Raw genomic sequence first — 4,471 nt, forward strand, 5'->3', positions numbered from 1 at the left:
CGGCCCACCAGACACACCGGGCGCACCGGGCGGACCAGGGGGTCCGGGCGGACCAGGCGGCTGCGGGACGCCCGGGGGCGGGGTCTGGTCGCCGCCCGCGCCCGGCGCCGGCTGCCCGCCGGGACCCGCGAGCACCGTCGCGGCGGCATGCACCCCACCAGCGGGCGCACCCGGCACACCCGGCGAAGGCGCCTGCCCACCAGACACACCAGGCGCACCGGGCGGACCAGGGGGTCCGGGCTGCTGTGGCGCACCGCCGAGGCCCTCGGAGCCGAGCGGAGAAACCAGCTGCGTCGGTACGTACCCCCCGGCCGGAGCGCCGGGGGCACCGGGGCCGGACGGCGCGGGCGGGGGCGTCGAGTCCGAGCCCGGCCGGGCACCGGGCGTCCCCGGCGCACCGGGCGGCGGAGGCGTCCCGTCGCCCGCCTTGGGGGTGGCGGCATCCGCGACGTCACCCGCGTCCGAACCGGAACCCGAACCCGAACCGGAACCCGAACCGGAATCGGAACCCGGGGCCGCACCGGCACCGGTGCCGGTGCCGCTCTGCTGCTCGGGGAAGTCCAGGGGCGGGGCGATGGCCGTGGGCGGCAGCGCGCTGCCTCCGGACATCAACTCGGTCTTGGCGTCGGGCCGGACGCCCGGCGCCGGGGTGTCGTCGTCATCGGAGCCCGTGAGGGGCGGAGCGAACACCGTGGCGGGCGGGGCGACCGAGCGGTCGTCATCGTCGTCGCCCTTGACGTCCGCCCCGGCCCACGGCGTACCGCCGCCGGGCGTGGACGCGCCGCCCGCCGGGCTGCCCGAGGCGGGCGTACCGGCGTCCGGCGCGGGCGGGGCCCACGGGCTCGCCCCACCGGGCGCGGGTAGCGGCGCGTTCCGCCAGCCCCCGTCCCCGGACGGGCCACCCGGGGCGGACGACGCGTCCTGCGGCCTGTTGGCGGCGAGCGGGCGTGCCACACCGTCGGACGGCCAGTCGTCCACGACCTCGCCCCGCTCCCGCGACGCCCCGGAAGCAGGGGCCCCGGAAGCAGGCGCCCCAGAACCAGACGTGCCCGGAGCAGGGGCCCCAGGAGGTGTGGGCGGGGTCGGCACGGGCGGAGCCGGTGGCGCACTCGGCCCGCTCCGCGCCCCACCGGCCGACGGCCAGTCGTCCTCCGGGGACGAGGCGGCGGAAGAAGCGGAAGCGGAAGCAGACGAAGCCGATGCAGACGCAGAAGGTGAAGCAGAAGGTGAGGCAGGTGAAGCAGATGCAGCGGACGAAGCAGGTGACTCCGGCGCGGAGCCATCGGGTGCGTCCCCGCCGGACTCCGCCGCCGACCGCTGCTCCGGAACGTCCGGCCGCTCCCCGGGCCGGCTCATCGCGTCGGCCGCCTCCTGCAACCACTCCGGCGGAGTGAGCAGGAAGGACGTCGCGTTCAGGTCGACGCGCTGCTGCCGACCGCTCGTGGACTCGTCACGGGTGCCGTCGGTCGTGCCGTACCGCTCCTCGTAGCGGCGGATCACCTCACCCACCGGCAGCCCCGGCCACAGCGTCGTCTCACCGCTGTCGCGGGCGATCACCATCCGCGCGCCCTCGGCCCCCCGGCCCGGGACCGGCCCGTCCTCGCGGTCCTCGGCCCACACCACGAAACCCAGGTCGAACTCCCGGACCCGCGCCTCGCGCTGCTGATACGCCGGCACATCGCCGTTGATCCAGAGTTCCGCGCGCTCCTGCGCCTGTGCGAAGGTCACCATCGCGCTCACCCCTCCACCGGGACGGCGTACGCGAATCCGCCGTCCACCATCAGGTTCGCCACGGTCTCCAGCTCCGGCGGATTGCCCGCCAGCCGGAGCAGGAAGGCGTCGAAGTCGTCGCCGCACGGGAGCATCAGCCGCTCCACCCGCTCCTGGACCGTCCAGCCGTCACGGTCCCGCGCGTCGTCGTACGCGCAGAACCACACCGAGCCGATCGCGTCACCCTTCACCTTGACCGCGATCACACCGCCCTGGACGAAGCCGACGCCCAGATAGTCCTTGGTGAAATGGTCCCGCAGACACTTGTTGATGTAGACGAGGTCGTTGACCGCCGCCTCGTCGCGCACCGTGAAGAAGGGCTGGTCGATCAGCAGCCCCAGCTCCGGGTCCAGCGCCGCGCCGACCGGGGCGCAGCCGCCCGCCGCCTTGAGGAACGAACGGTAGGACTCGGGCAGCCGGTAGCCCAGGTCCTCCTCGACCCCGAGCACCTGCTCCTCGGTGACCGAAATGCCCCGCAACGGCAGGCCGATGTGGATCGGCCGGGTCTCCTGCAGCGGACGCGTACCGCGCTTCTCCTGGTCCACCATCGCCGTCGCGAGCCCGCCGTGATGCCGGAGCAGCGCCTTGACCTCGACCGGAATCAGCTCCATACGGCGCGTACCGGCCACGTGGTGCCAGGTCCAGCCGTGCGGGGTGGCCACCGACGACGACCCGTTCCACAGCTCGTGCCCGGCGGCGTGCAGCGCCGCGTTCGCCGAGACGTAGTCCGTCAGCCGAAGCTCGTCGACACCGAACCCCTCCGGGGGCTCGGCGATTTCGGCGGCCGCACGCGCATACGGCGAAAAGTCCGGAAAGCCGTTTTCGTCCATTCGGACGCCCTTGGGGTGGCGGGCGGCCCGGACCGGATCCGGGAAATGCACGACCTGCCCGGCGTAGGCCGTGTTCGGTGGCGCGGCGTGCTGCCCGAGCCGACCTGTCGTCATGGCGGTTGCCCCCTGCTGCTGCTGGCTACTGGGCACAGCCTATGCGCTGGCGCAACCGGGTGAACCGGGCGGCCGCCCACCCCCACCACGGGCTATGCCCCCACCTGGTCGTTCAGCCCCGGACTACCGCAGCGCCCAAGGGATTTGGCAGTCTGATCATTGCAACCGGGGGATTGCACAGGGAGGGATCCACCACATGCACATCACGCAGAGCAACGGAGGCGGCGACGGCGTCGCCCTCGCGGCCGGCGATCCCCGGCTGAGATGGAGCAGCGTCGAACCCGACGCCGGCCCACCTCCGCTGCGCCACCGCCGCGACGGCATCCTGCCCGCCGTCGCCGCCGCGCTGTCCGTCCGCGGCGAGACGCTGACCTGCACCGGAGGCAAGGCCGACCAGCCGCCCACGCTGCACCCACTGGTCCAGGACTTCCTCGACGCCCTCGCCAGCGGCCAGCGCGAACGGTTCACCGGCCGCTGCCCCGAAGTGATCCTTCTCTCCCGGCACCTGGCCAACGTCGAAGCCGGCCGCTCCAAGCGCGCCTCCCGCAAACCCCTCACCCAGGGTGAAGCCCGCCGCTCCCTCAAACAGGCCAAGCTCACCACCCGCCGGATCCGCGAAGCGGGCGACCCCCAGCACGGCAGCTACGCCCCGCCCTGTCTGTCCTGCACCGCGCTCCTGGCCCACTTCGGCGTACGGGTGGTGGGTGAAACCGCGTGAGCCAGGCACCCCAAGCACCACGAGCACCGCGACCGGCACGGGCCCCGCACACCGCACCGCCCCGGCCCGCCCAGCCGGGACGACAGCCGATCAACCGCATGGACGTCACCCGCTTCCCCGTCGCCGTCGACGCCGCCCTCCGCGAAGCCGGCTGGCGCCCCGGCCGCTGGGACATACGGCGCGCCGAGGTCTGGGCCGACACCCTGCGCGCCCACACCTCCCCCGCCGGCCACCGGCACACCGTCCACCCGGCGGCGGTCGAGGCATGGGCCGAATTCGGCGGACTCCACATCCAGCCACCCGGCGCCGGCCGCGAAATCGCCCCCACCCCCTTCCGTATCGACCCGCTCCACGGCCTCCACCTCGCCCGCACCCTCGGCGACCTGGGCCGGGCCCTGGAAACCGAGGTCTGCCCACTGGGCGAGGAAGCCGACGGACAGGCACTGCTGACCATCGACGCCGAGGGACGCGTCTACAGCCTCGACCACACCGGGGACTGGTACCTCGGCCCCACCCTGGACGCCGCGTTCAACACCCTCGTCACCGGCGCCCTCCCGGCCAGACTGAGCCGCGCCTGAACCGCCCGGACGCCGCCCCCGCCCCGAGCCCCGCCTGACGGCTCCCGCCGTAGCCCGCGACGCCCGGCACGGCGCCCCGCCGCGGGGCCGGAGCCGTCCGAGCGGGCCCACGACGAGGAGGTCCTCCGCCCTCCCGACGCCCCCGGCGCCCCCGACGCTCCCCCGGCCACCGCCGGGAGGTGCCCCCACACCGGACGCCGTGAGCACCGCTCAGCCACCGGCGGACGGCGCCCCGCGTCAGACCTGGCCAGGCGCAACGCCGGTGGCCGACGTGTCCGGTGGCCGATCGCGGGGGGTGCCACGGCAAGAGGCAGCCACCATGGCAGATCCGCGGCCATTCCCACCTCAAGGCCCCCGGCCGCTCCCGCATCAAGGCCGCTCCCACCTTGAGGCCACCGGCCGTTCCCACCTCCAGGTCCCCGGCCGTTCCCACCTCAAGGTTCCCGGCATGGCCGCTAGAA

The 4,471-nt window shown here is 74.6% G+C and carries 4 protein-coding genes; 2 read left to right on the forward strand and 2 right to left on the reverse strand.

All coding sequences use genetic code 11. The features are described from left to right. Nucleotides 1-1,731: SUKH-4 family immunity protein (locus AXW62_RS46715; protein WP_502688782.1), on the reverse strand; the 1,731-nt coding region annotated here is incomplete at its 3' end. Between the two features lie 5 nt (nt 1,732-1,736). Next, a complete protein-coding gene (locus AXW62_RS23435; protein ID WP_060946238.1) occupies nt 1,737-2,714 on the reverse strand; it encodes an SMI1/KNR4 family protein in 978 nt (325 codons plus the stop codon). 196 nt (nt 2,715-2,910) lie between these two features. Here AXW62_RS23435 and AXW62_RS23440 point away from each other — a divergent pair, with 196 nt between their 5' ends. Next, nucleotides 2,911-3,432, forward strand: a complete 522-nt coding sequence (locus tag AXW62_RS23440; protein ID WP_030822149.1) for a YwqJ-related putative deaminase — start codon at nt 2,911-2,913, stop codon at nt 3,430-3,432. 98 nt (nt 3,433-3,530) lie between these two features. After that, entirely contained in the window at nt 3,531-4,010 is a 480-nt protein-coding gene (locus AXW62_RS23445; RefSeq protein ID WP_060946239.1) for an SUKH-3 domain-containing protein, read from the forward strand. The last annotated feature ends 461 nt before the right edge of the window (nt 4,011-4,471 follow it).

Source organism: Streptomyces hygroscopicus subsp. hygroscopicus (assembly GCF_001553455.1).
Classification (GTDB): Bacteria; Actinomycetota; Actinomycetes; order Streptomycetales; family Streptomycetaceae; genus Streptomyces; species Streptomyces hygroscopicus.

What these genes read in the sequence shown, in the direction of transcription:
- AXW62_RS23435 (WP_060946238.1), bottom strand. Translation starts at nt 2,714, where the DNA reads ATGACGACAGGTCGGCTCGGGCAGCACGCCGCGCCACCGAACACGGCC.
- AXW62_RS23440 (WP_030822149.1), top strand. Translation starts at nt 2,911, where the DNA reads ATGCACATCACGCAGAGCAACGGAGGCGGCGACGGCGTCGCCCTCGCG.
- AXW62_RS23445 (WP_060946239.1), top strand. Translation starts at nt 3,531, where the DNA reads ATGGACGTCACCCGCTTCCCCGTCGCCGTCGACGCCGCCCTCCGCGAA.